This is a genomic window from Spirulina sp. CCNP1310 (assembly GCF_034932185.1).
Taxonomy (GTDB): Bacteria; Cyanobacteriota; Cyanobacteriia; order Cyanobacteriales; family Spirulinaceae; genus Spirulina.
In genome coordinates, this window is the sequence record NZ_JAYGHW010000101.1 from 1 (window position 1) to 25622 (window position 25622).

Genomic DNA, 25622 nt, shown 5'->3' on the forward strand with positions numbered 1-25622 from the left:
CGGGCCGGGGTGCTTGGCGCGGCGCTTGGCGCGGTGCGGGTGCAGGTTGGGGCGCTTGGCGCGGTGCGGGGGCTGGGGCCGCCGTGGGAGCAGGCGCGGGGGCGGGGGCGGGGGCCGTCGATCCTCTTTGGGGAGCCGGGGTAGAGCGAGGAGCCTGGCGACGGGGAGCGGGAGCCGACTGTTGGGGGGCTAGTGGTTCGATGCGCCGATAATAACTTTGTTTCGGCTTAATCGGCTCTGGCTCAATGGTGGGTTCTCGACCTGTCAGTTTTTCCGGCCGTTCGGGAAATTCGGCTTCAGGAATTGTTTTAACAATCTCCTCCATGAAGATTTGCCAGAGGGTAGCCGCCGTGGTGCTGGCTCCCTCTGTGGAGGTGTTATCGTCATTGCCCAACCAAGCCCCCGCCACCACCTGGGGGATATAGCCCACAAACCAGAGATCACGATAATCATCAGAAGTGCCGGTTTTGCCTGCCACGGGGCGATCCAGTTGAGCATTGGTTCCGGTGCCGGACTCCACGACATTTTGGAGCATCCAAGTCATGATTGCTGCTGATTCAGCGTCGATTACTTCCGTGGCCTCAGATTTGACGGTATAAATCACCTTACCGTTACGGTCTAAAATCCGGGTGATACCGTGGACGGGGTAATGCTCCCCTTTGTTGGCAAAGGTGCCATAGGCGCTGGTGAGTTCCAATAAGCTCACTTCGGAAACGCCCAAAGCCAGGGAATAGGTTGGCTCTAGGGGGGAGGTGATGCCCATTTTTTTAGCCACCTTAATCACCGGGTTCCAACCCACTTCGATCAAGGCCCGCACGGCGGGAACGTTCACCGATTGGGTGAGGGCGTTGAGCATGGAAATGTTGCCCCGGTAGCGCTCATCGTAGTTTTTCGGCTCGTAGCCATCAACGACGTAGGGGGCATCATTATAGGTTTTGTAGGGGGAGAAACCGGCGGCGATCGCCGTGGCATAGACGAAGGATTTAAACGTGGAACCCGGTTGCCGTTTCGCTTGGGTGACACGGTTAAACTGACCGTTCTGCGCTTCATTGTCGTAGTCTTTCCCCCCCACCATGGCTTTAATGGCCCCAGTGCGGGGGTCAATGGCCACCAATGCCGCCTGTTGAAAGCCCTGGCTCTCACCATAGCGCTCCGCTACCAAGGCCACCGCCGCTTCAGCGGCCTGCTGCCATTCGAGATCTAAGGAGGTTTCCACCGTTAGCCCCCCGGCGGCAATTTGCGCATCGGAGAGGATATCGCGCAGTTGGTCTTGAACGTAGTCGGTGAAGTAGGGAACTTGGCGGTTAAAGCGTTTCGGTTTTTGGGGGTTGAGGGTTAATTCCGAGGCGATCGCCCCCTCATATTCCCCCTGTTCAATAAAGCCCTGATCGTAAAGCTGCTGCAAAACGCGATCGCGCTGGGTTTTCGCCGCCTCGGGATTTTCCAAAGGGGAATAGGCACTAGGAGCCGGGGTAATCCCTGCTAAGGTGGCGGTTTCGGCCACCGTTAAATCTTCCACATCCTTGCCAAAATACACCCAAGCCGCATCTGCTACCCCATAGGCCCCAGAACCAAGGTAAACGAGGTTTAAATAGCGTTCGAGAATTTCTTCCTTGGTATATTGATTTTCAATTTTCTGAGCAATGCGCATCTCCCGAAGTTTACGATTGACCTCCCTGTCCTGATTGAGATAAACAATCCGGCTCAACTGTTGGGTAATCGTACTCCCCCCTTCCACCAGTTCCCCAGCCCGCACATTAGCCCAACTTGCCCGCAAAATCCCCCAATAATCAACGCCGCCATGGTTTAAAAACCGCCGATCTTCGCTGGCAATAAAAGCTTGCACCAGGGGTTCCGGAATTTCATCAATGGCTAACTCCTCATGGCTGATGGGGCCCATCTCCTGCAACACGGAGCCATCCACCGCCACCACCCGCATCGTTTCTTCACGGGTATAGGTCATCACCTCATCAACGGTTTCAGGAAGCTGGGATTCCAACACCTGCCATTGCTTGTAAACATAGGCAGAGCCGCCCCCCACGCCCCCCATGGCCACAATCAACGCCCAAAACCAAACCCGCTTGTAAACCTGTCGCCCTGATTTCCCTTTTTGCTTCTCCTGAGACGGGGCCGCAGCCGCAGGTTTATCGGTTGCCGCTGCACTCGGTTTTGCAATCAGTTTCTCTTGGGGTTTTTGGATAAACTTGGACACACCAACTCCTGAGCTACGCCACCAATCATCACGTCCTTTAGATTAACCTGTTCGGATTCAAGCTGCCAAGTTGTCAAGTCGCCCGAAAGGGTCAAACCAAGGCCCCATCAGTAAATACTCTCTTGGCGAAGTATTTGCGTTTAGAAATTCTTGCACTGTTTAGGGAGAGCATTGAAGTCCTCAATTCCGAACCTGGGGGGTTTTTCGTGCGGTGGGCGCAACCTTAACGGAAGTTTTGTTGAGCACCATAGCGTAATAACTGCTCTAAACCTATGAGGTGATTTTCCCACACCCGTTGTCGATAGTTGGAAGTCATCCCCCGACGTTCGGGGCGACTTAAATAGGTTCGTAAACTGCGGAGGGCGGTTTGGGCTTGACGGAGATTTTGGGGGGAGGGATTGCTGGCGAGGTTGGCCAAACTGGTTTCGAGGCGATCGCCATAGTTACCCCAATCCGTTAAGGCCGCCGGTTCAATGTCAATCTCCCCTGTGGTGAGCAGATATTGCCATTCCCGTTGCAATGCCTGATAGCGCAGATGGGCAGTTTGGAAGGGGCGGCGATGGGCCACAGGTTCCGGATGGTCGGCGGTACGTCGTCCCTGGATTTGATTGAGGGTGGTTTGGAGGTTGAGGCTGAGGTTTTCAGCGGCAAATAAGGCATAGCCCCCCGTTGCGGCATCCCGCAACAGTTGCAATTGATCGAGGGCCACCACCGTGGGTAATTGCAGCAGACGAATCCCCGGCATCAATAATGTGCCACTGTTGACCCCATGGCCCAGCACCGGCTGGGTGAGGGTTTGGAACTCCTCCGTATCGCGGGCGTAGGTCATCGGCGTGAGGAAATCAATATGGCCCGCCTGGAGCCAAGCCTCCCAATTTTGTTGTAAACGCACTAATCGCGTTTGGGTGGGCATCGGAAACACCGCCGCCGAAATCAGCACATCGGGATCTTTGGGCTTGATGGTGTTGTGGACTTCCTCCACAAAGCTACTAATTTGCGCAATCCGAAACTGTGTCCAGCGGGGCCAGAGGGGATCACTGGGGCGTACCGTGAGGGGATCTACCCCATACTGTCGGGAAAACTGCCGCCGGGATTCCAGACCAAAACCGTAGTCCTGATTGAGGTTGGGATCTTGGAAGGGATAGCGTACATAGTCGATGTGAATGCCATCAACCTGATAGCGGGTGATGATTTCATCCATGAGACTCAGGAGGTAGCGGCGCACCTCCGGGTGGGCGGGGTCAAAAAAGACTTTGCCGGAGCCGGGTTCGTAGGGGTTGCCCTGGCGATCGCTGGCGATCCAGTCGGGATGTCGGCTGAGGACGGGGCCGAGATAATCCAGGGGTTGGCCCATCACTTCGTTGTGGCGCTGGTTGGCAGCGGCAAATAACCACACCCAAGCATGGAGTTCCATGCCCCGTTCATGGGCCAGTTTGACGGCGGCTTCTAAGGGATCCCAGCCTTGGGTGAGGGGGTTTTGTTCCGGCGCAACGCGACTGGGATAGATCGTGTAACTGGCATTGACGGTTTCAAAAAAGACGGTATTGATCCCCGCTTCCGCCAAGCGGTTAAAGATGCGGGCGAGATCCTCTGGGGATTTAGCCCGGACAATCGTGCCGCGATCAAACCAGATGGCGCGGGTTTCGGGGTAGGCGATCGCCTGCTCCGTGGGATAGGTATCGAAAAGATAGCCCTGGAGTTGGCGAGATTGGGCTTCCGCCTCGGGAAAGGCTTGGCGGGCCACCAGTGTTAAGAACTCGTTGAGGTGGTTGCGGGCGGTTTGGAGGGCAGGGGTAGGGGTGGGGGGTTGGGAACGGCTACGGAGGCGCTCAATGGTGGCTTGAAAGGGTTCACGAATGGCCTGGGCTTCGGCGGCAATCACCGCACTTTCGTAGCGATTGAGGAGGGCGGTGAGCGCTCGATAGCGCGATCGCAAGGGCGTGGGGGCAGTGGCGATCGCCCTTGCTTCATCCGCCGCATTCTCCAGGGGTATCGGATGAGCCGCTGGAGGTTGTGGGGGAACCCGTACCGGGGGAGCCGTCGGAGCCGCTGTTCTGACAGGTTCCGGCTCCGGGCGCAATGTGGTAATTAACGGGGGACTAGCGGGAGCATTACAGGGCCGGGCATTGTTAAACCCCGCCCGCGCCGGATTGCCATACTCTTGCAGCAGGGTTTGCAACCAGGCCACATCCGTATTCACCCCCGCAATTTGGTCATTACCCCAGCGCCAACCCAGAAAAACACTATGCGCCGTGGCAACAATGGCAGGGGTGGGGCGTTGGGTTTGCCAATGGGCGAGAACACGGCTTTCGGGCTGGGTGGGTAGGATGCTCCCCCCCTGCAAAGGCGTACTTAAGGGCAACCGATTCACCGCCACCTCCCCCGTCACCGCCAAGGCTGCCGGTGTGGAGAGGGGAAAGCCCCAGGTGGCCCCTAGTAACTTTTGGAGTTGGGTTTGTACTGCTTCCGGAGAGAGGCTGCCGGTATTGCCCGTAACGATCACCCGGCCACCGCGATTGATCCAGGTTTCTAGGGCCAGAGCTTGGGTGACATCCAAGGCGGGAATATTCACCAACAACAGCACCGTATTGGCGGGGTTCGGCAAAGTTTGGGGCGTGAAGGTTTCCCGATTTAGCGTGCAATAGGCAATATCCATGGCCTGAAGACGACGGCTAATCCCGGGCCATTGGGTTTGGTTAGCCTCATCTTGTACGACTGCTAACGAGAGAGCTTGAGCAAATCCGGCTTGGGGCCAGAGCAGCGGCCCAGCCAAGGCGGCCAACCACAACCGGCGGGGAGAGAACCAACGCAGAACCATAGCGATCACGATAAATTTATCAGGAGTCTAGCAAGATTAATACTCAAAGTTTAGTCGTTGTCCACTCGGCTAAACTCTCTAAAAGAGCGTGCTAACATTATGCACATTCTGCAAGCTAAGGCTAAACTGTGGATTGATTCCGCTGGAGTTTTTTGATGAAGTCCAACCCAAACTATTCCCCTCAATCTTTTTCCCCACAGGATCAGCCGGGGCAAGGTTTGAATGACGGCTTTCACATCATTGGTTCTCGGCCGCGCCCGCCCTTGGCTAGGGTGGTTACGCCCCCTCCATCACCCCCCCCCGCGCCACCGACTCCCCAACGTGTTCAACCGGAAGCTGCACCCCTCCTGCGGAATGCTCCTGCCCCAGAGCCAACCTTGGCCCCTGAACCCACTCCCTCGCCCCATTTGCTCAAACGGTGGGGTTGGCCGATCGCGGTGACGGTTTTGGTGTTGAGTACCAGTGGCTTGGGTTTAATGGGGGCGGCAATGCTGTTAAAGCTTCCCACGGCCCCCAACTGTCCGGGGATTTTTCTGCCCACAGCTTCCGCATCGATGCGCCTTTACTGTGCTCAATTGGCCGCCAGTAAGGGGACGGCGGAGGATTTATTGGAGGCGGTGCGATTGGTGCAAAGTTTGCCGCCGAATCATCCCCTTTATCCAGAAATTGAACGGTATTTAGAGGTTTGGGCGAAGGATTTATTGCTATTGGGGGAGAACAAATTTCAGGAGGGGGAATTAAATGAGGCGATCGCCCTCGCCCGGCAAATTAGCCACTATTTCGATAACCCAACGTTAATTGATGAAACGATTACCCGCTGGCAAACCCTGTGGGATGAGGCGGAAACGATTATCGCCGAAACCCTGGCCTTGAGGTCAGAAGGGGCTTGGGGACAGGCGTTTCAATCCGCTGCCCGGTTAACCCGATTGGATAACCGCTATTTTGCCACCAAGCGTTATGACGAACTGTTTGCCGAACTGACCCTTGCTCAGGAAGAGAGTAAACAACTGGATGAAAGTTTTGCGCAGTTGGAGCGGGGGGGGTTGGATAACTTGCTGAAGGCGATCGCCGCCGCCCGGCAAATTCCCCCCACCAGTTCCGCCTACAAAGAAGCCCAAACCCTGATCAATGAAGCCAAGAAAAAATTGGTCGCCCTAGCCATGGAGCGGTTGCGCAAGGGCAACGCTTCCGGGGCGATGGATGTGGTGAATCAGATCCCCGCTGCTTTGGGGTTAAATGCGGAAATTCGCGATCTCACCACCTTGGCCGATGCGGCGACGGTGGCCAGCTTTGGTACACAGGTAAACTATGAAGATGCGATCGCCACCGCTCAGGAAATCACTACCACCCGCCCCCTCTACCGGGAAGCTCAGGAATTAATCAACCTTTGGCGGCAGGCCATTGAAGGGGGGGTGCGTTTAGATGCTGCCATTGCCCTGGCGCGGGAAGGCTCGATCCGCGCCCTTGATGCCGCCATCGCCCAAGCCCGCACGATTCAACCCAATACCCCCCGCTATGTCCAAGCCCAAAACCTGATCCGGGATTGGTCGCGCCAACGGGACATCCTCGCGGATCAGCCGAAACTCGATGAAGCCAACCGCCTTGCTGATGCGGGCAACCTGGAGGCGGCGATCCGCCAAGCCCAACAAATTAACAATGGCGGCCTTTCTAGCCAAGCCCAACGGCAGATCCAAGGCTGGCAACGGGAACTCGAAGCCCAGGAAACTCAGCCTCAACTCGATCGCGCCAATGCCTTGGCACAACAGGGCCGCTATGGGGAGGCGATCGCCCTCCTCCAAGAAATTCCCCGCAATAATCGCCTCTACAGCGAAGCCCAGCGCCGGATTCGCGAATGGCAACAGCAACAATCCCCCACCCCGACGAATAATCCCCCCAGTGCCAGCGGCCCGAGCCTCCTCGAACAGGCCCAACAGCAGGCCCAAGCCGGTACACCGGAAGCCCTCCAACGGGCCATCGCCCAAGCTCAACAAATTGCCCGCAACAGCCCCCAATTTGGGGCAGCCCGCCAAAATATCAATCAATGGAGCGCCCAACTGTTAAACCTAGCTCGCCAGCGGGCCAGTAGTAGCCTCAGTGAGGCGATCGCGATCGCCCGCTCCATCCCCGCCGATAGTGCCAGTTACGACGCAGCCCAAGCCCAAATTGCCACCTGGGAAGCAGCCTTGAGCACCGAACCGCTCCCCGCTATTCCCGAATAAATAAGCCTCACCGCCTCTCCCTTTCCCAAAGGTGGGAGATGGGAGTTTTAGGGTACGGTGAGGCCCAGCTTTAAGGCATTATTCCCCGTGGTTGGGCAGTGCAAAAAGTTGAAGTTAACCCTTCGGTTTTTGGCTGTGGCTACTGCTCACCACCGCCGTCTCAGAATTGACATCATCGGCTTGATTCACCAACAGGGCTACCGGGAAATGGCGGAGGCTATCCCGCAGGAAAATCGTATCAGCACTGAGAAGTTGTTGACCCGTGATGCGATCCTGCCAATGGGTGGGGGAGCCGGGGGGTAAACAGAGGCGGGTTTCATGCCAAACCTGATCCCCTAAGGGAGCCTCGGTTTCTGAAACAATCGTGGTGAAAAAGCGGGGGGCAATGGCGATCGCCGTATGATCCCCCCAAGTCCGTGCAAAAGCCACCACATGATCCTGCAAACTCCCGATCACCGTCAGCTTTTGATAATCTCCCCGTTGAAACACCTCGCTAAAATCCCGGCGGGTCTGCAACAGTTGATAGAGTAAAAATAGCTTGATCCGGCCATCTTCAGGTTTTGCCAGCAAATGAGCGAGGAGATCTAAAGGATCTTTTTCCCAAGCCTTTTTAATCCCTTTTAATAGCTTGGCTCGCAGCTTAAAATCCACGGGCCGCCGATTATCCGGATCCACCAAACTCAGATCCCAAAGCTCCGTCCCCTGATACAGATCCGGAACCCCCGGCGTAGTCATTTTCAGCAACACCTGAGAAAGGGAATTAAAAATACCATAATGTTGAATTTTGGCTTGAAACTGGCAAAACTCGGTTAAAAATTCATTCTTGGCATCCGCCTTGAGAATCCGCTCCGCAAATCGGGTAAATCCCGCCTCATAGCCACTATCGGGTTTTAACCAAGCGGTGTATACCTTCGCTTCTCGAATCGCTTTAATGATGTAGTCCTGAATGCGTTGGATAAATTGGGGATAATCGGGATCGGTGAAAGGATTTGTAAAGGGAAACGTACCGATCAGGGTTTGATAGAGAAAATATTCATCATTGGGATCCGGCACATCTAATCCAGTTTCAGGGAGGCAATCCTTTTGGGCGGCATTGAGCGATCGCCACTGTTGTAATTGTTTTTCCCATTCCTGGGGCATTTCCGAAAGGACATTAATCCGGGCGCGGACATCTTCCCCCCGTTTCGTATCATGGGTAGCCGTTGCATTCATCGTGTGGGGCCAATTCGCACATTTGCGCTGGTTGTGGTGGTGAAATTCCTCTAAAGAAACCCCAAACTTAGTCGGGTTGGATCCCACCTCATTGAGAGAAATGAGGCGATTATAAATATACAGCACCGTATCTTCTACACCCTTCGCCATCAGCGGGCCCGTGAACTGCTGCAACCGCATCACAAAATGCAACCATTGTTGTTGATCCTCATCACTGAGGTAATCATCAAAATCCAACAGGAGGAATTTTTCAATAAACGTGAGTTCATTGAGAAACACCGGAATATTTTCCTTGGCTTGGGCGAGAACCTGCTCTAAATGGTGGCGATCGCTCCCGCTGACTTCATCGTTATTAATATAGGTGCGATAGACCGGGAATAGGGCCATCACCTCCACCAACGCCGATTTTAAACCATAGAGCGTAAAATCACTGGCGTAGCGGTAGCGGGTGGAGACCTGTTTGAGGAAATGGGCCAGGTTATCAATATCCCCCGCTAGGTGCTTGCTGATAATCAGGCGTTTTTTCTCATCAATGAGGCGATCGCACTGGATCGACTGGCCAATAAAACGCTCATAAATTTCCGTTAGGGCTGCCTCATGGCTTTGATGACAAAAGAGGCCATTGACAAAATTGAGAAAATCATAGCCCGTTGTACCTTGAATCGGCCAACTTAAGGGCAGTTCCTCCTCGGTTTCGAGAATTTTTTCAATGGTTAGATAGGTATGGGTTGCCCGTTCCCGGAGACGAAAGAGGTAAGTAGCAGGGTCAAACAAACCATCAATGTGATCAATGCGGAGGCCGTGTATTTGCCCTGCTTCAATCAGATCAAAAATTAACTGATGGGTATTTTCAAACACATTCCAATCTTCAATGCGCAAAGAAATGAGATCATTCACCGTAAAGAAACGACGATAATTTAATTCTTCATTGCCCACCTTCCAAAACGCCAAGCGAAAAAACTGCTCCGCCAGTAAATCCTCTAAATCATTAAAACTTTCTGGGTTCCCCACCACACCATTGAAAAACTGGATGTTGTTTTCAATAAACTGATGAATCTCTGCGTTTTCTGTCCAAAGTTCCCAGAGCATACTTTTAATAAAGGCAATTTGATCATCCCGCTCGCCCCCTTCTTCCCCAGAAGGAATATATTTCAAACCATAAAGCACACCTAAAAACTTGACAAAATCCGGATGCTTACGCCCCAATTTTTGCCGTAACTGTCCCAGGTTATAGGCTAAAACATTCGTATAGGATTCAATGCGAATCGGGAATTTTAAATCATAATAATTAACGCTAAAACCCTGTTCATTATACTGTAATTGCAACTCACCACTTTCCAGGCAATCGCCATAAAATTTGCCCAAAAATGGAGCCAAAACCTTGCCTTTAATGCCCTGATAGGGATGATCCCAAGCAATATCAAAATAGTCTTTGTATTGGGAATCACTGCCATTTTCCAAAACATCCATTAACATTTTGTTTTGGCTACTAAAGGCCATGTGATTGGGGACAATATCCTGAAGCCATTTGATATTTAATTCTTGTAATTTAATAGTCAGTTCATCAAACTGCTCTTTCCCCCCTAATTCTAGATTGATTTGGGTGGGGTCGGCGACATCGTAGCCGTGAGTGCTGCCGGTGCGGGCTTTGAAAATGGGGGAGGCATAGAGATAATTGATCCCCAAATCCGCTAGATAGGGAGCAAGGGCTTTGGCTTGTTTAAATGTAAATTGGGGATTGAATTGAATGCGATAGGTGGAAAGGGGTAGGTGCATCATGATGGTGAAAGTTTAGTAATTTTTGATAACAATTACTGGCAGGGTAACAGCAATTCGGGAAATGGGGAGGGCGGTTATCCGGAAATGCCAGGGTTTGCAGACATGAAAAGTTAATCAATTTGGCCATAGAGAACGGCAGTATGGGGGGAAATCGCCACTGCTGTACCTTCACTGCTATGGTCGGGGGCTTCAGAGCCGGGGCCCTGCCATTGGGGGGAAGCCGTATCCAATTTTTGCTCCCAAGTTCCGGCGGGGGTGGGGATGGTGACGGGGTTGGGGCTGAAGTTGAGGGCGAACCAGAGTCCTGGCCGTTGGACGATCAGCGTTTTTTCTGTTTCCAAGGGGGTGACGGTCACGGTCGCGAGTTGCAAATCCAGCAGGGGGGGCCAATGGCGGCGCAGTTGGATCAGGGTTTGGTAGAGCGATCGCAGCGCCCCCTGGTGGGGATCTGTCCAATCCCAACTGAGGATCGAATCTTGAAACACCTCCTCGCCTTGGGGGTCGGGAATTTGATCTTCGGGCCAACCAAAGGCTTTAAATTCTTCCCGGCGGCCTTGGCGCACCCCAGCAATTAAGGCCGGATCGCTATGGCTGACGAAATACTGAAAGGGCCGGGTTTCGCCATATTCCTCTCCCATGAACAGCATCGGCACAAAGGGGGAAAGGAGCGTGGCGGCGGCTGCTAGTTTTAACTGTTCAAAATTGAGGGTTTGGGTGAGGCGATCGCCCCCTAAACGATTGCCAATTTGATCATGGTTCTGGCTACAGACGACAAAATTTTCCCCGCTGCATCCTGTGGGGGTATTGCCATGGTTGCGGCGACGGTGGGGGGAATATTGCCCGGTGTAAACGTAGCCTTGGCGGTAGCTGGTGGCCAGGTCAGCGACGGAGCCAAAATCTTGATAGTACCCGGAGGATTCCCCCGTGAGCAAGGTATGGAGGGCATGGTGGAAATCATCGCACCATTGGCTCTGGTGGCCAAAGCCGCCGAGGTCGGGCGATCGCAACACCCGCACATCATTTAAATCACTTTCCGCAATCAAATAACGGGGATAGCTCCCCTCGCTCAATGCCGCTACCGCTTGCCCCAATTCCTGCAAAAAGGGCCGCGCACTAAAATCATAGATGGCATGGATGGCATCGAGGCGCAGGGCATCTATATGGTAGGTTTCCAGCCAATATAGGGCGTTTTGGATAAAGAATTGCCGTACCTCGTTGCTGTGGGCTTGGTCATAGTTCACTGCATCCCCCCAAGGGGTACGATATTGGCCGGTGAAATAGGGGCCATAGGGCCAGAGATAATTTCCCTCCGGGCCAAAATGGTTATAGACCACATCCATAATCACGGCGATCCCCTCCCGATGACAGGCCGCCACCAATGCTTTTAAAGCTTGGGGGGAACCGTAGGAAGCCTGGACACCGTAGAGATAAACGCCATCATAGCCCCAGTTGCGCGTACCGGGGAATGCCGCCACGGGCATCAGTTCAATGACATTGATCCCCAATGCTTTCAGATCACTCAACCGAGGAATGATCGCTGTAAATGTGCCTTCGGGGGTGAATGTGCCGACATGAAGTTCATAGATAATGTATTCCCCTAAGGGATAGTTTTGCCAAGCTTGATCCTGCCAAGCCCAAGCCTGATCGACCACTTGGGAGGGGCCGTGTACGCCGTCGGGCTGGGCATGGGCGGCGGGGTCGGGCCGCTCTAGGTCGCCATTGAGTTGATAAACGTACTTTGTGCCGGGAGGGACGTTCTCAACGGTGGTTTCCCAGTAGCCCTGCTCCGTGGGGGTGAGGGAAATGAGGCGATCTTCTGGTTCTAGGAGATGCACCGCGAGGCGATCGCACTGGGGGCCCCAAACCCGAAAGCAACAACGGTTTGCGCCTTGATACCAACTACCGATAGTCATGATCAATCCCCAAATTTTGCATTTGCTGAGTTACCAGCGATTGTGCCACATTCTCGATAAGAACAATAATACTCTATTTTCTGAGATTGGGAAAATCGCTCCATCAAGGTGCTTGGCCCGGAGTGGTACGGCAGCGGCGGATGATTGGGGATGATGTCTCTACACCATACCTATCTCATCGATCCCGATGGCATTTGGCAAGAAATCTTTTTTGGGGTACGTCCCGCCATCCATAGCCGTGAAGTGCTTGCGCGTTTAGATCAATTACAAGGCTCTGGGACGGGAGTATAATTTTGGGGATGTGGTTTTAATGTGGGTGTCCAGATGTCGGTGCAGACTTCTCTCGGGGCGATCGCCCAAGCTTTTGCCAAGCATGATAATGCCTTACGCCTGCGTAAGCTGGTTTTTTGTGCCTGTACCCAACGATGGGAGAGCGATCGCACCCGCTTAGAAGCACAACCCTGGCCCCAACTGCTTCAAGACCTCTATTATCGCTATCCCAACCCAGAAGCCTTGGGGGATGCCATCTTTGGGGTGGTGAAGCAACTCAATCGTCAGGGCGAATATTCCCGCCTGGCTCAGATGATTCTCGATCAACTCACCCCCGTTTATGGCGAGGAAGCGGCGGAAGATACCCAATTCTTGCCAGACCAGACCCAATTTCTCCCAGAGCAAACCCAATTCTTCGCCCCCACTCCTCCCCACCTCGATCCCGATAACCCTGATACCCCCACGCTCCTGACCATTGCCCAAACCCTCAACGCCACGGATCAAAATCTACGCATTCGTAAACTGCTCTGGTGTTTACGGGAAAATCGTTGGGAAAACGATCCGCAAACGCTTCTGCATTTGGATCTAGCAACCTTAATGAGTGATTTACACCGGGAATATCCGACCCGTGATGATTTCCAGCAAGCCCTAGAGCAAGTGGTGGGCAACCTGAGCCGTCGTCGGGAATATGAGGCGATCGCCGCCACCATTTTAGAAATCATTAACCCCCTGTACCATGCCGTTTTCTCCCCTGATCCCAACCTAGGGGATGAACTGCCGCCCATCGTGATGGTGATTGAGCAAACCCCTGCCGCCACGACGCTCCAATCCTTAGAAACGGAAGTCTATTTGCAAACGGTTATTTCGCCGCCGGATTTGTCGGAATTCCCCTCCCTGGATTTTCTCAAATCCGACACCCCTACCACCACAGAATACGATCTCAAAACCAGTACGAACTTTACCCCCGCCAAACCCCCGCCGCAGTTACAGTCTCCAGCGGTGAAATTGCCCGACTATGACCGTTACGGAGTTCGGTTAGCGGTGATGAAATATGCCAATCCGCTGCGGGCGAAAATCCTGGCTTTTTCGATTTTGAACCACAACTTTGCCACCGATAGCCATGAGTGGTCAAGCCTCCGCACCCAACCCTTTGATGATCTGTTACGGTTGCTCCACGAGGAATATTCCACCTGGGATCAACTGGTGGAACAACTCACCACAACGGCGGCGGAATTGGAAGCTCCGGCTGAAAGTATCCAAGCGGCAGAGGCGATCGCCAAAGCCATGAAACCCTATTATCTCCCCAGTTTTAAGTGAACCTATGAATGCTCAACAACTGTGCGATCGCTACGCCGCTGGTGAAACGGAATTTGTGGCCGCTCCTTTAGGGGGGTTTAATCTCGCAGGGGCCGATCTGATTGGTATTAACCTCACCCGAGCCGACCTCCACAGCGCCAGCCTCATGTTTGCCTACCTCAGTCGCGCCAAACTGGCTAAAGCAAATCTGAGCGGGGCCAAACTCAGCGGGGCCAACCTCAATCAAGCCCTGCTCACCGGAGCCAACCTCCACAACGCCGACCTCCATGGCGCAAGCCTCCAGGGGGCGGATCTGCGCAGTGCCAACATCACCCTCGCCACGTTGTTAGATGCCAATCTCATTGAAGCGGATTTGCGGGGAACCAACCTCAGCGGCGCAAACCTTACTGGGGCCTGTCTACGGGGCGCAAACCTCCGGGAAGAAAAACGCACCTATAGCTCCAGCTTGACAGGGGCAATTCTCTGCAATGTCGATCTCCAGGGGGCAAACCTGAAGGGTGCCGATTTACCCAAGGCCAATATGAGCGGGGCCAATTTGCGGGAGGTGAATTTTCGCAATGCCGATCTAAGTGGGGCAGATTTGAGTGGGGCGGATTTGAGCGGCGCGTTCCTCTCCGAAGCAAATTTAAGCGGCGTTAACTTTGCCGAAGCCATTCTCACTGGGGCAAAAATGGAGCGGGTGCTGATGACGGAAGCGGATCTCACGAAGGCAGATCTCGCGGGGGCGTTGCTCATTGATGCCCGGATGGCTAAAACCCAATTGGTGGGCGCTAATTTAAGCGGCGTGCGTCTCAACCGCGCCGATCTCAGCCGCGCCAACCTCAAAAATGCCAACCTCACCGAAGCAGAAATGATTGAAACCTACTGCGCCCGCACCGATATGACGGGGGTGAATTTAACCAATGCCAATTTAGTCCGGGCGGAATTGAGCACGGCGATCCTCACCTGGGTGGAATGGCGGGGGGCAACGATGCCCGATGGCAGCGAGTACCGGGATTGATTTGCCCTTGATCCATTGTCGGGGCGAAAAATTTTTCGCCCCTGCGCCGGTCTTCTCTCGATCCTCGAATTCTGTGGGAGAATGAAGGGGCGTAACTTCTAGGAATGAAGCAGTTTTAAACTTTATGGCCAGTAAAATTAAACGCGGTTCCCTGGTGCGGGCGGTGCGGGAAGCTTTAGCGAATAGTGTGGAGATTACCGCCAGTGATGCCCGGCTTCCGGCTTATTTGTTTGAAAGTAAGGGGGAAGTGGTGGAAATTGACGGAGATTATGCCTTTGTGAAGTTTTATGTGCCGACCCCTGCGATGTGGTTGCGCCTGGATCAATTAGAGGCGGCGGATTAAGATGCCCCCTCAAACCCCAAGGGTAGCGGTGATTGGTGCGGGCCGGGTGGGCAGCACCTTAGCCCAGCGGTTGGTGGAGCAGCATATTGCTGATGTGGTGTTGTTGGATGTGGTGGCGGGGTTGCCTCAGGCGATCGCCCTTGACCTCATGCAGGCCCAAGGCCTAGAAAACCATGCCTACACCCTCACCGGAACCAATGATTATGCCGATACCGCCGGAGCCGATCTGGTGGTGATCACCGCAGGCTTTCCCCGCCGACCGGGGATGAGTCGGGGCGATCTCCTCGCCAGTAATACGCAAATTGTCGCGAAGGCGGCCCGGGAGGCGATCGCCCATTCCCCCGATGCAGTGTTATTAATCGTCACCAACCCCCTGGATGTGATGACCTATATCGCCTGGCAGGTGACAGGATTGCCCCCCCAGCGGGTGATCGGCATGGCAGGCGTACTCGATTCCGCAAGGTTGCAATATTTTATCGCCCAAGCTTTGGGGGTAGCGGTGGCAGATGTGCAAACCATGGTCTTAGGGGGCCATGGCGATTTAATGCTCCCCTTGCCCCGCTATTGCACCGTTGAAGGCGTACCCCTCACGGATTTGCTCACCCCTGAACAAATTGCCCCCCTCGTCGATCACACCCGCAACGCAGGCGCAGAACTGGTCAAACTCTATCAAACCGGCAGCGCCTTCTATGCCCCCGCCGCCGCCATCACGCTCATGGTGCGAGCCATGGTACAGGGCCGCACCCGCCAACTGCCAGCAGCGGCCTACCTCCAGGGGGAATATGGCATCCATGATCTCTTTATGGGAGTTCCCTGCCGGATTAATGGCGGCGGCGTGGAGAAGGTATTGGAATTAGCGTTAAATGAAACGGAGTTAGGGGCATTGCAAGCTTCGGCGCGATTCGTGCGATCGATGGTCGAAGAGGCGATCGGCCACAGCGCACCCATCACCACCCTCTAACGCCAAGAACCCGACCCTATCGTTCAACAGTCCCGCTCTCCCTGGGAAAAAAAGTTGAGCCTAGGGAAATTTGAGCAAACTTAATCATTTTTTAACCCAAAGGGACGCAACTTGATAAAGTGAAGGCTAACCTTTGCCCTCAAACACCCGGAGTTAAAACCCATGAGTGAACGCCCCATTATCCTCGGCATTGTTGGCGACAGTGCCGCCGGTAAAACCACCCTCACCCGTGGGATTGCCCAAATCCTCGGCGAAGATAACGTCACCATCATTTGCACCGATGATTACCACCGCTACGATCGCAAACAACGGGCAGAACTAGGCATCTCTGCATTAGCCCCCGATTGCAACTATCTCGATATTATTCAACAGCACCTCGGCCTGTTGCGTACCGGCCAAGCGATCCTCAAACCGATCTACAACCACGATACCGGGATGTTTGATCCTCCGGAATATATCGAACCCCGTAAATTTGTGATTGTCGAGGGCCTTTTAGGCTATTCCACCCGGACGATGTGTACGAGTTACGATGTCAAGGTCTATCTTGCCCCTCCGGAAGATCTGCGCAAAACCTGGAAAATCAAACGGGACACCCGCAAACGGGGCTACACCGAAGCCGCCGTCCTCGATCAACTGGAAAAACGAGAACCGGATTCCGAGGCCTATATTCGTCCCCAACGGAAATGGGCTGATGTGGTGGTTTCTTTTTATCCCCCCACCGATGGTTCCAATGTTGATGATCTGTTGTTAAATGTGCGTTTAGTGTTGCGGCCGACGATTCCCCACCCGGATTTTACGGAAATTCTCAATTCCCAAGGCAATCATTTAGGGGATGCCATCCGCCTCGAATTGGATCGGGATATGGGTAAACCGGTGGATGTCTTGGAAATTGACGGCCATGCCACAGTGGATCAAGTCCATGAATTGGAGCGTTTACTCTGTGCAGATGTACCCTATTTGGGGCAGTTTTGCAGCTTAGAAGGCAATGAAGACATTGGTAAATTAGTCGGCACAACGGGGGAAATTCTCCAAAGTTATCCCCTGGCGTTAACACAACTCTTAATTACTTACCATATGCTCAAAGCTTTGCGCGTCAACGTCTAACCGATTCATATTTCCCCGCAATCTAGACTAAAGTTAGCTCAATTCGTCCTGCTCACTTTAGTCTCTTTCTTTTGCCAGCGATCGCAATTGTAGGGTGCGTCAGAGCGATTAACCCAGGATGTAGAAGAGTAGCATAACGACTGACTGGATCAGATCATGAAGTAGGGGCGAAAAATTTTTCGCCCCCATGACCATCAATTTTACAACCGAATTTCAGATTAACGGCTGACGCACAATCTTAATTCAGACATTTTTCCAATTTTCTCCTCCTCTAATCCTGATTTAAACCAAGCCGCTTACAAGCATCAAAGGCCGCCTGCTGTTCAGCCTGTTTTTTAGTTTTGCCCTGTGCTTTCCCATACTGTTTATTCCCAACCATAACAGTTGCTATGAAGATTGGGCTATGGGGCAATCCCGATTTAACCACCTCATAGTTTGGCAAAGATTTTTGTTTGGTTTGTGTCCAATGTTGCAATTTTTGCTTATAGTTTGAACCCTGAGCCATACTATTTTGACGAGAATCTAACGGTGCTGAAAGATCAGCCATCGATTCAATGAATGGAGCCATGAATTTTGTCACAGCCTCTAAACCAGAATCGATGAAATAGGCTCCTAACACCGCTTCAAATGTATCAGCGAGAATTTTTTCATTAGCAGGATTGTTGCCATGTCCCACCTTAACAAATTTTTCGAGGTTCAATATTTTAGCAAACCGTGCTAAATTTAGATTATTCTCAACACTGATTTTCGCTTGGGTCAGTTGTGCTTCACGGTGACGGGGATTTTTTTGGTAAAAGTAATGGGCAATGATTAAACCGATCACGGTATCACCCAAAAATTCTAGGCGTTCATTATCATCATCCACTTGATGAGGATTTTCATAGAAGTAACTGGCATGGGTCAAAGCTAAATCTAGCATCTTCACATTTCTAAACGGAAGCTCTTTGAGCAATGGTGCATAGGCTTCTGTTAATCCTTGATTGTCTGGTACTGGCTCCTGGATAGGCTCGTTGAGACTTTGAGCAATTTGTTTGAAAAGTTCTGTGCATTGCTCTTCTAGTTTGGTGCGAATTTTTAGACGCAAAATATGTGTTAAGCGTTCTATTTTATCCAACGCCCGAAAGGTATCCCGCAGGTCAAAATCATCTTGATGGGCATGGCGATTCCGAATGTGCCGTATTTGGGAAAGCAAGAGCTTGGCTTCTGTTTGATCTTTTTCGTCAATGATTTCTTTGAAGTCATGCCAATATTGCTCAATGGCTGTCAGCAAAAAACAAATGTCTTGGTCTTGGCTCAATTTATTTTTACGACGAATTTCATCAAGTGATTCAGGATCAATTTTGTTAATGACCAGATGATAGAGTTCATCCCGTAGATCGAGTAAGTCTTGATCAATCATTTCCCGATACATCGTCATGGTTTTTACCCCATAGTTCTGTATGATCACTACATTGCGTCTTTTCTGTACTACGCAGGATCTCAGGAGTGAATCCCGTAAAGGGGCTGTGGGGAAAACCGAATCAGCGCTAGGATTGTTCGACAATCACTTCAGTGATGAGTACATTTATACAAAATCTCACTCTTCAAATGAATCTTCAATATTTTTTCTGAGTTCTTTATCCGGAGGGCGCTTTTTAAATTGCTCATGATTGTAAATCCATAATGGTTTAACAATACGGTCAATTTCATTAACTAAATAAATTAGGCGAACCTGTCCTGAAGCTCCTTTTCCTATCTTGATCGTAAGCTTATGAAATGTCCATTGCTTAGAAATCCTAGTTCCTCTCGGTAATGGTTCATCTCTGGAATTACTTGGATAAGGATTATTTAATAATCCCCAAATAACTTCACTAATAATAACATTGAAATTTTTATCATAGGCTTTGCTTTTAACTAATTTTTTAAGTGTTCTTGCAAATTCATTTGTCTGCTCAAGAGAGAATTGAGGTGATCCAGGCATTGACATCTTCCTTTTTCATGTATTTGGGGGGATTCGTTGGTTGCTCAAAAGCTTGATCAAGAAGGTGAGCAAGATATCTTTGATAATCAGGATGATTGCGTTCAATCTCGTCCAATTTTTGATGACCCAGTAACTTCATGTCTTCAATGGCAATAGGCTCTGTAGAGCGTGCCTGAGCAGGAAGACCTTTGCGTGCTTTTTTCCAAGGAAACTCAACATGGGTCATGCCACTTAAATAATAAGCATGGTGTTGACCAAAGTAATCCCAAACTTCTTCTAGTAAATCTTGACAAGCATCGGGAATCTTAGCAAGACGATCTTGTTTTGGGATAGGTAGCTGTTTAGCTTCAAACTCTGAATAGAAATGATAAGCTGCTGGGCAAACCGGCCCATATCGCCAAGCTTGAATTTCTTCTTCAAATAAACATTCATCAAACAAAGCAAGATGCAAGCTTTGGGCATAATACAAAAGCTTTTGCAGTTTCATATTCGTCATTTGCTCTTCTTGCCCATCTTCATAGGCTTTAATAATGAAGAATTGAGCAAAATCTAAACAATTAGACATCGCGTTGCCTCCTAGGGGTTGTGATTTGAACCACCTCCTCTATTTTAACCCAGGGGTGAGGGCGAAAGATTTTTGTGCCTCCGGCAGGCTTACGCCAACGCCCCTACGTTTAGCGAGGCGGGATCACTCCGTTAAGACCCAGGTGTCTTTGCTGCCGCCACCTTGGGAAGAATTCACCACGAGGGAACCCTTGCGGAGGGCAACCCGCGTTAAACCACCGGGGTGGACGTGGATTTCGTCGCCTCGATGGAGAATGTAGGGCCGTAAATCTACATGACGACCTTCGATCTGATCCTCGATTAATGTTGGCACGCGGGATAAACAGAGGGTGGGTTGGGCAATATAGTTGCGAGGATTGGCGCGGATTTTGTCCGCAAATTCTGCCCGCTCCTGCGGTGTGGCTTGGGTTCCTACCAACATCCCATAGCCCCCTGCTTCATTGGCTGCTTTCACGACTAACTGATCCAAATGGTCTAATACATACTGCCGATCGCTATCTCGCCAACAGAGATAGGTGGGGACACTGGCTAAAATTGGCTCCTCTGCTAGGTAATAGCGGATCATCTCTGGCACATAGGCATACACCACTTTGTCATCGGCTACCCCGGTTCCTGGTGCATTGGCCAAGGCCACGCGCCCGGCTCGGTATACTGCCATTAACCCTGGTACACCTAAGAGGGAATCGGTCCGGAAAACTTGGGGGTCTAAAAAGGCATCATCGAGACGACGGTAGAGGACATCTACACGGCGTAACCCTTTGGTGGTGCGCATTTGCAGATAACCATCGACGACGATGAGATCCCGACCTTCCACCAACTCCACTCCCATCTGTTGGGCGAGGAAGGAATGCTCGTAGTAGGCAGAGTTGAAAATGCCGGGGGTGAGTACCGCCACTGTCGGATTCGGTAATTGGGGCGGGGCGAGATTCAGGAGCGTTTCCAGTAATTGGCTGGGGTAATCATCCACAGGTTGAACGGCCATGGTTTGGAAAATATTCGGGAATGTGCTTTTCATCACCCGGCGATTTTCTAAGACATAGGAGACCCCGGAGGGAACCCGAAGATTGTCTTCGAGGACGTACCATTCTCCGGTGTGATCGCGCACCAGATCCGTCCCCGTAATATGACACCAAACGTTTTGGGGCGGCTTCAACCCTTGGCAGGGGGGGAGAAAACCGGGGGCAGAGGCGATGATTTCGCGGGGAATTTTGCCATCCGCCAAAATCTGCTGAGGGCCATAAATATCAGCAATAAACAAATTTAAGGCTTGAATCCGTTGTTTTAAGCCCTTGGCTAACCAATCCCAATCCTGAGCCGCAATGATCCGGGGCAGAATATCAAAGGGAAACACCCGCTCTACCCCTTGATTGTCGCTGTAGACATTGAACGTCACCCCTAGTTTAAACAGGGCCACTTGCGCTGTTTTCTGATATTGCTGCAACTCAGCGGGACTGAGATGGCTCATCCAGTCGATCAGCGGCGCAGCACTGGGGCGGGGCTTGCCCATTGCCTCAAACAGTTCATCGTAAAAGCTCTCGGCTTGGGGATTGTAGTTTTCCATCGCGCTACGGGGGCAAAAGGGGTATTTTTTAGTCTAGCTTTGGGGAAAGGGGGTAGGGGTTTTGTAGCGCAGGTTACGGTTGGGTGAATTGGCGGAGCCATCGGAAAGGGCTACCCCCGCCATAAAATGATAGGATTACATCTGCTATCGAGGTAAGTGAAGGTTAGGGCATGGCCGAAACATTATTTTTTAACGCGCTGCGGGAAGCCACCGATGAGGAAATGGCACGGGACCAAACCGTAATGGTTCTGGGGGAAGATGTGGGCCAATACGGTGGCTCCTATAAGGTGACGAAGGGCCTCTATGAGAAATACGGTGAATTGCGGGTCTTAGATACTCCCATCGCTGAAAATAGCTTTACGGGGATGGCTGTGGGGGCAGCGATGACCGGTCTGCGGCCCATCATCGAAGGGATGAATATGGGGTTTTTACTCCTGGCCTTTAACCAAATTGCCAACAATGCCGGGATGCTCCGCTATACCTCCGGGGGCAACTTTAAGATTCCGGTGGTGATTCGTGGCCCTGGGGGGGTGGGGCGACAACTGGGGGCGGAACATTCCCAACGGTTAGAGGCTTATTTCCATGCTGTACCGGGGTTGAAAATTGTCGCCTGCTCTACGCCCTATAATGCGAAGGGGTTGCTCAAGGCGGCGATTCGGGATGATAATCCGGTGCTGTTTTTTGAGCACGTTCTGCTCTATAACCTCAAGGAAAACCTGCCGGATCATGATTATATTTGCCCCCTGGATCAGGCGGAAGTGGTGCGGCCGGGTCAAGATGTGACGATTCTCACCTATTCGAGGATGCGCCACCATTGCACCCAGGCGATGAAGCTGATCGAAAAAGAGGGCCTCGGTTATGATCCTGAAATTATTGATTTAATTTCTCTGAAGCCCTTTGATATGGAGGCGATCGCCGCCTCGGTGCGCAAAACCCATAAGGTGATCATCGTTGAAGAATGTATGAAAACTGGGGGGGTTGCCGCTGAATTAAGTGCGTTGATCACGGAAGAATTGTTTGATGAACTGGACGCGCCCGTGTTGCGGATGTCCTCCCAGGATATCCCCACCCCCTATAACGGGATGCTGGAGCATTTGACGATTATCCAACCGCCGCAAATTGTTGCAGCGGTGCAAAAAATGATGACAGCCCAGGTTTAGGTTTAAATTATGCAAAAACATAGTCTCACCTTTGCCACAATTATGGGCTTGGTGTTGGCGGCGATCGCCCTCTTGATTGTCCTACCCCTCAATCAAGGTCTTGACCTCAAAGGCGGGGCGCGGCTGACGCTCCAGGTCATGCCGACGGAAGAAGTCACGACGATTACCCCAGAAAACTTGGCCGATGCCAAGCAGGTGATTGAGAACCGGGTCAATGGTTTGGGGGTGTCTGAACCCCTGATCCAAACCGTCAACCCCGATAAAATTGTTGTGCAATTGCCAGGGGTGACAGATCCGGAGCAGGCCGAACAGGTACTAGGGGAGACGGCGCAATTGGAATTCCGCGCCCAAAAACCGGGGAGTGAGGCCCAGTTACAGATTGAATCCCAACTGGAGGCGATCGCCCGCGTCGAACTCGAAGATGTTGCCAATGATCCCGCCCACACCCCCGAACAGTTAGCCGCCGCCCAGCAAAAACTCCGCGATGCTCAACTCGCTGTCGTCGATCTTTTTGAAAAAAGCGAACTCACCGGCAAATACCTCACCAACGCCGTCGCCGCCCCCTTAAGCACCAGCGGCGAGCAATGGCAGGTAGAACTGGCCTTTGATGAAACCGGCGGCCAACTTTTTGCCGAACTCACCCGTTCTGTAGCGGGTACAGGTCGGGGCTTGGGGATTTTCCTTGATAACATCTTAATCAGCGCCCCCCGCGTTGATGCCCAATATGGAACCACCGGAATCACCGGGGGCCGAGCCTCAGTAAGTGGTAGCTTTGACCTAGAGGGAGCCACAAACCTCGCGATTCAACTGCGGGGTGGGGCCTTACCCTTCCCGGTGGAACTCGTGGAAAACCGCACCGTGGGCGCAACCTTGGGGCGAGATAGCGTCAACCGCAGCTTGATCGCAGGGATTTCCGGCCTTGTCTTGGTGTTGGTGTTCATGGTGGTCTATTACCGTTTGCCCGGAGCCTTAGCCGATGTTGCCCTGGTCATTTATGCCATCCTCACCCTCGCCTGCTATACCTTGGTGGGCGTGACACTAACGCTACCAGGAATTGCCGGGTTTATCCTCAGTATCGGCATGGCAGTGGATGCCAATGTGCTGATTTTTGAGCGGACGCGGGAGGAATTACGAGCAGGGAAAACCCTTTATCGTTCCGTAGAATCGGGTTTTTATCGCGCCTTCTCCAGCATTCTTGATAGTAACGTCACCACATTAATCGCCTGTGGGGCCTTATTCTGGTTGGGATCAGGGTTAGTGAAGGGATTTGCCCTGACATTGGCCATCGGTGTGGGGGTGAGTATGTTCACCGCCTTAACCTGTAGCCGGACGCTGCTCCTCCTCGTCGTTTTGGGGGTTCCGGGGGTACGGCAACGGCCGGAACTGTTCTGCCCCAATTTGCCCCCTGTGGCCGTTAACCCTGAATAATGCGAGATAAAGCAATGCGATTGAATATTATCCAGCAAGAACGGCTCTGGTGGGGGATTTCCTTGGGGGCGATCGCCCTCAGTCTCATCGCCATGGCCGTTTCCTTTCAACAACTGGGCGCTCCCATTCGTCCCGGCCTCGATTTTGTCGGGGGGACAAGGCTACAACTGAGTCTGGAATGTGCCGCCACCGAAACCTGCACCGAAGCCATCAGCCCCGCCAATGTGCGTAACATTCTCACCCCCCTAGGGTTAGAAGGCAGTTCTATCCAAGTGGTGGAAGACTACACCCTTTCCGTCCGCACCAAAACCTTAACCGTGGAGGAGCGTACCCAACTCACCGAACGCCTCAGTGCTGAAATTGGCGATTTTGACCCCGCCACAGTACAAATTGACACCGTAGGCCCCACCATTGGCGAGGAATTACTCACCGCCGGGGTGCAAGCCCTCCTTGCCTCATTTTTCGGCATTGTCGTCTACCTCAGTTTTCGCTTTCGCTTTGACTATGCCGTTTTTGCGATCGTGGCGTTAGTGCATGATGTGATCATTACCGCTGGGGCCTTTGCCCTGCTGGGATTAACGGTAGGCACAGAAATTGATAGTCTTTTCCTCGTTGCGCTTCTGACGATCATCGGGTTTTCCGTCAATGACACCGTGGTAATTTATGACCGCATTCGGGAAACATTGGAAGCCAGTGAACCTGGAACCTCCATTGATACCGTCGTCGATGATGCGGTGAATCAAACCCTCACCCGTTCGATTAATACCAGTCTGACCACGATTTTGCCGCTGTTGGGGATCTTCTTTTTTGGCGGGGATACGCTGCGAGATTTCGCCCTTGCCTTGATTATTGGTTTTCTCGCTGGGGTTTATTCCAGTATTTTTATTGCCAGTACGATGCTGGCTTGGTGGCGCAAACGACAGGAAAAAACGGTTCCTCTGGCGGCCTCTGCGGCTAACTTTTCCGATGAAACCTAAACGCTCATGCCCGATGATTCCCCACTGGATATAAAAATCGAGCGGCTCCACCGGCTGACGGTCTATGGGCGCTGGTTGGCGGTGGGGGTCGCATGGCTGGTGCTGGCTCCCCCGGCATTGTGGGCGATGCGGGAACAAATTTCTCTGTTGCGGGAGTATTTCACTTGGGCGGGTCTGCGCTATGGTTTGGCGTTTCACCCCTGGAGTGCGATCGCCCTCGCCTTCTGTATTGGCTTTACCACCAGTGTCCTGGTGTGGCAAAGTCGGAATATTCTTTTTGGCCTCCCCCAACGGGAGCGGCAGCGTTTAATCCATCAACTCATGGCCATTGAACGCCAGGGGGAAAAACATCCCTTAGCGCGATGGTTTCCCCCCGAATAACCTCACGAATTCCCCGATGAAACCCACATTTAAAACCGCCCAAGCCTGGGAACAAGCCCAAACCTTAATGCAACCCACCTTAATCCGCGTTGTCGATCACCTCCGGCAACGCCTGGATGCTTCTAACTGGCAGGGGGATTATGAAGAAGTGGAGGAACCGTTCCCGGGGTTTCAATTGCGCCTCACCCAAGGGGACAGCGTTCATGTTTTAAATCTGTGGGATCTTTGTTTTCAAGTTTGCTTTGTTGATTATCCGACGATAGATCTGGAGTTTGATCCCTTGGTGGATATCGATACCCAGTTATTGGATGGGGCGGGGGAGGTGGAATGGGAGGTTTTAGATCAGAAAGTGCGGGCGGTTTTAGCGGCGGTGTTTGCGGGGTTGGAGGAGGTTTCCCCGTCCTGACCCCTGATCCGCTAAAATATTAAGAAATCTATAGTTT

19 protein-coding genes and 1 pseudogene are annotated in these 25622 nt (G+C 52.4%); 12 read left to right on the top strand and 8 right to left on the bottom strand.

Translation table 11 applies throughout. The features are described from left to right. Both VB712_RS19305 and VB712_RS19310 read right to left on the bottom strand, forming a co-directional pair. Window positions 1-2212: penicillin-binding protein 1A (locus VB712_RS19305; RefSeq protein ID WP_323257770.1), on the bottom strand; the 2212-nt coding region annotated here is incomplete at its 3' end. A gap of 223 nt (window positions 2213-2435) precedes the next feature. Next, window positions 2436-5030 carry a glycoside hydrolase family 10 protein gene (locus VB712_RS19310; RefSeq protein WP_323257772.1) on the bottom strand — a complete coding sequence of 865 codons (2595 nt, stop codon included), beginning with the start codon at window positions 5028-5030 and terminating at the stop codon, window positions 2436-2438. Between the two features lie 155 nt (window positions 5031-5185). Here VB712_RS19310 and VB712_RS19315 point away from each other — a divergent pair, with 155 nt between their 5' ends. Then, window positions 5186-7249 carry a hypothetical protein gene (locus VB712_RS19315; RefSeq protein ID WP_323257774.1) on the top strand — a complete coding sequence of 688 codons (2064 nt, stop codon included), beginning with the start codon at window positions 5186-5188 and terminating at the stop codon, window positions 7247-7249. 114 nt (window positions 7250-7363) lie between these two features. Here VB712_RS19315 and treY read toward each other — a convergent pair whose 3' ends face one another. Further along, window positions 7364-10237 (bottom strand): malto-oligosyltrehalose synthase, encoded by a 2874-nt coding sequence (gene treY / locus VB712_RS19320; RefSeq protein WP_416236405.1) that lies wholly within the window; start codon window positions 10235-10237, stop codon window positions 7364-7366. Between the two features lie 113 nt (window positions 10238-10350). Next, complete coding sequence (gene treZ / locus VB712_RS19325) at window positions 10351-12153, bottom strand: malto-oligosyltrehalose trehalohydrolase (protein ID WP_323257778.1); 1803 nt, start codon at window positions 12151-12153, stop codon at window positions 10351-10353. A 144-nt stretch (window positions 12154-12297) separates the two neighbouring features. On the opposite strand from treZ, the pseudogene VB712_RS19330 reads away from it, so the two are divergent. The 6 genes and pseudogenes from VB712_RS19330 to VB712_RS19355 form a co-directional block, all read left to right on the top strand. Next, window positions 12298-12444 (top strand): annotated as a pseudogene (locus tag VB712_RS19330) (peroxiredoxin); the annotation flags it as partial. 39 nt (window positions 12445-12483) lie between these two features. Further along, window positions 12484-13740, top strand: a complete 1257-nt coding sequence (locus VB712_RS19335) for a hypothetical protein (RefSeq protein ID WP_323257782.1) — start codon at window positions 12484-12486, stop codon at window positions 13738-13740. A 4-nt stretch (window positions 13741-13744) separates the two neighbouring features. Continuing rightward, complete coding sequence (locus tag VB712_RS19340) at window positions 13745-14740, top strand: pentapeptide repeat-containing protein (RefSeq protein WP_323257784.1); 996 nt, start codon at window positions 13745-13747, stop codon at window positions 14738-14740. A 124-nt stretch (window positions 14741-14864) separates the two neighbouring features. Then, a complete protein-coding gene (locus tag VB712_RS19345; RefSeq protein ID WP_323257786.1) occupies window positions 14865-15083 on the top strand; it encodes an NAD(P)H-quinone oxidoreductase subunit O in 219 nt (72 codons plus the stop codon). A gap of 1 nt (window position 15084) precedes the next feature. Continuing rightward, the gene (gene mdh / locus VB712_RS19350; protein ID WP_323257788.1) at window positions 15085-16044 is read left to right on the top strand and encodes a malate dehydrogenase; all 960 of its coding nucleotides are present in this window, start codon (window positions 15085-15087) and stop codon (window positions 16042-16044) included. Between the two features lie 162 nt (window positions 16045-16206). Continuing rightward, a complete protein-coding gene (locus VB712_RS19355) occupies window positions 16207-17148 on the top strand; it encodes a phosphoribulokinase (RefSeq protein ID WP_323257790.1) in 942 nt (313 codons plus the stop codon). Between the two features lie 271 nt (window positions 17149-17419). Here VB712_RS19355 and rnc read toward each other — a convergent pair whose 3' ends face one another. The 4 genes from rnc to VB712_RS19375 form a co-directional block, all read right to left on the bottom strand. Continuing rightward, a complete protein-coding gene (gene rnc, locus VB712_RS19360) occupies window positions 17420-18565 on the bottom strand; it encodes a ribonuclease III (protein WP_323257792.1) in 1146 nt (381 codons plus the stop codon). A gap of 159 nt (window positions 18566-18724) precedes the next feature. Further along, window positions 18725-19108: a hypothetical protein gene (locus VB712_RS19365; RefSeq protein ID WP_323257794.1), complete on the bottom strand. Its 384-nt coding sequence runs from the start codon at window positions 19106-19108 to the stop codon at window positions 18725-18727. Continuing rightward, window positions 19080-19673 carry a Panacea domain-containing protein gene (locus tag VB712_RS19370; RefSeq protein ID WP_323257796.1) on the bottom strand — a complete coding sequence of 198 codons (594 nt, stop codon included), beginning with the start codon at window positions 19671-19673 and terminating at the stop codon, window positions 19080-19082. The genes VB712_RS19365 and VB712_RS19370 overlap by 29 nt, the downstream gene beginning before the upstream one ends. Before the next feature lie 123 nt (window positions 19674-19796). Next, the gene (locus tag VB712_RS19375; protein ID WP_323257799.1) at window positions 19797-21233 is read right to left on the bottom strand and encodes a circularly permuted type 2 ATP-grasp protein; all 1437 of its coding nucleotides are present in this window, start codon (window positions 21231-21233) and stop codon (window positions 19797-19799) included. A gap of 170 nt (window positions 21234-21403) precedes the next feature. Here VB712_RS19375 and VB712_RS19380 point away from each other — a divergent pair, with 170 nt between their 5' ends. Genes VB712_RS19380 through VB712_RS19400 form a run of 5 tightly spaced genes read left to right on the top strand, consistent with a single transcriptional unit; the run spans window position 21404 to window position 25585 of the window. After that, on the top strand, window positions 21404-22393 hold the full coding sequence (locus VB712_RS19380; RefSeq protein ID WP_323257801.1) for an alpha-ketoacid dehydrogenase subunit beta: 990 nt from the start codon (window positions 21404-21406) through the stop codon (window positions 22391-22393). A gap of 9 nt (window positions 22394-22402) precedes the next feature. After that, a complete protein-coding gene (secD, locus tag VB712_RS19385; RefSeq protein WP_323257803.1) occupies window positions 22403-23821 on the top strand; it encodes a protein translocase subunit SecD in 1419 nt (472 codons plus the stop codon). Window positions 23822-23835: 14 nt separating this feature from the next. Continuing rightward, complete coding sequence (gene secF / locus VB712_RS19390; RefSeq protein ID WP_323257805.1) at window positions 23836-24798, top strand: protein translocase subunit SecF; 963 nt, start codon at window positions 23836-23838, stop codon at window positions 24796-24798. Between the two features lie 6 nt (window positions 24799-24804). Next, window positions 24805-25179 carry a hypothetical protein gene (locus VB712_RS19395; protein ID WP_323257807.1) on the top strand — a complete coding sequence of 125 codons (375 nt, stop codon included), beginning with the start codon at window positions 24805-24807 and terminating at the stop codon, window positions 25177-25179. Between the two features lie 16 nt (window positions 25180-25195). After that, entirely contained in the window at window positions 25196-25585 is a 390-nt protein-coding gene (locus VB712_RS19400; RefSeq protein ID WP_323257809.1) for a hypothetical protein, read from the top strand. Window positions 25586-25622 lie beyond the last annotated feature (37 nt).

Bases quoted from the DNA above. Each gene is read 5' to 3' on its own strand.
- rnc (WP_323257792.1), bottom strand. From the start codon at position 18,565: ATGACGATGTATCGGGAAATGATTGATCAAGACTTACTCGATCTACGG.
- VB712_RS19380 (WP_323257801.1), top strand. From the start codon at position 21,404: ATGGCCGAAACATTATTTTTTAACGCGCTGCGGGAAGCCACCGATGAG.
- VB712_RS19355 (WP_323257790.1), top strand. From the start codon at position 16,207: ATGAGTGAACGCCCCATTATCCTCGGCATTGTTGGCGACAGTGCCGCC.
- VB712_RS19400 (WP_323257809.1), top strand. From the start codon at position 25,196: ATGAAACCCACATTTAAAACCGCCCAAGCCTGGGAACAAGCCCAAACC.
- VB712_RS19395 (WP_323257807.1), top strand. From the start codon at position 24,805: ATGCCCGATGATTCCCCACTGGATATAAAAATCGAGCGGCTCCACCGG.
- VB712_RS19370 (WP_323257796.1), bottom strand. From the start codon at position 19,673: ATGTCTAATTGTTTAGATTTTGCTCAATTCTTCATTATTAAAGCCTAT.
- VB712_RS19310 (WP_323257772.1), bottom strand. From the start codon at position 5,030: ATGGTTCTGCGTTGGTTCTCTCCCCGCCGGTTGTGGTTGGCCGCCTTG.
- VB712_RS19340 (WP_323257784.1), top strand. From the start codon at position 13,745: ATGAATGCTCAACAACTGTGCGATCGCTACGCCGCTGGTGAAACGGAA.
- secF (WP_323257805.1), top strand. From the start codon at position 23,836: ATGCGATTGAATATTATCCAGCAAGAACGGCTCTGGTGGGGGATTTCC.
- VB712_RS19315 (WP_323257774.1), top strand. From the start codon at position 5,186: ATGAAGTCCAACCCAAACTATTCCCCTCAATCTTTTTCCCCACAGGAT.
- secD (WP_323257803.1), top strand. From the start codon at position 22,403: ATGCAAAAACATAGTCTCACCTTTGCCACAATTATGGGCTTGGTGTTG.
- treZ (WP_323257778.1), bottom strand. From the start codon at position 12,153: ATGACTATCGGTAGTTGGTATCAAGGCGCAAACCGTTGTTGCTTTCGG.
- mdh (WP_323257788.1), top strand. From the start codon at position 15,085: ATGCCCCCTCAAACCCCAAGGGTAGCGGTGATTGGTGCGGGCCGGGTG.
- VB712_RS19365 (WP_323257794.1), bottom strand. From the start codon at position 19,108: ATGCCTGGATCACCTCAATTCTCTCTTGAGCAGACAAATGAATTTGCA.
- VB712_RS19375 (WP_323257799.1), bottom strand. From the start codon at position 21,233: ATGGAAAACTACAATCCCCAAGCCGAGAGCTTTTACGATGAACTGTTT.
- treY (WP_416236405.1), bottom strand. From the start codon at position 10,237: ATGCACCTACCCCTTTCCACCTATCGCATTCAATTCAATCCCCAATTT.
- VB712_RS19345 (WP_323257786.1), top strand. From the start codon at position 14,865: ATGGCCAGTAAAATTAAACGCGGTTCCCTGGTGCGGGCGGTGCGGGAA.